Consider the following 305-nt stretch of genomic DNA (forward strand, 5'->3'; position numbering starts at 1 on the left):
GGAAATCGCTGCATTCTTGCGGTCAGTGAGGGTGGTCGCGGCCATCATGCGCTCCTGCGCTCTTGGGTGGGATTTTGATGTCTTGCATAATTTCTTCAAGGCATGTACAAACTTCCTACATTTTTTCTGCAAGAATGCAAGCGGTGTTTTCGGCTTCAAACCGCCGCCGTTTTCGGCGATGGTCCTGAACAGGGCTGAGAGACAACCAACCGGGAATATTCGGCTCATGAGCAATGCCACGCCGGTACGCTACAAGGTGGCGGAGGCGGCGAAATCGGCCGGCGTCTCTGCCTCGACGCTGCGCC

Annotated in this window: 1 protein-coding gene; it reads left to right on the top strand. The window is 56.1% G+C overall.

Annotation, left to right across the window (positions count from 1 at the left end; translation table 11 throughout):
• Positions 1–31: 31 nt before the first annotated feature.
• Positions 32–305: hypothetical protein (locus tag EN807_RS36245; protein WP_135938072.1), on the top strand; the 274-nt coding region annotated here is incomplete at its 3' end.

Source organism: Mesorhizobium sp. M5C.F.Ca.ET.164.01.1.1, from assembly GCF_004792125.1.
GTDB lineage: Bacteria > Pseudomonadota > Alphaproteobacteria > Rhizobiales > Rhizobiaceae > Mesorhizobium > Mesorhizobium wenxiniae.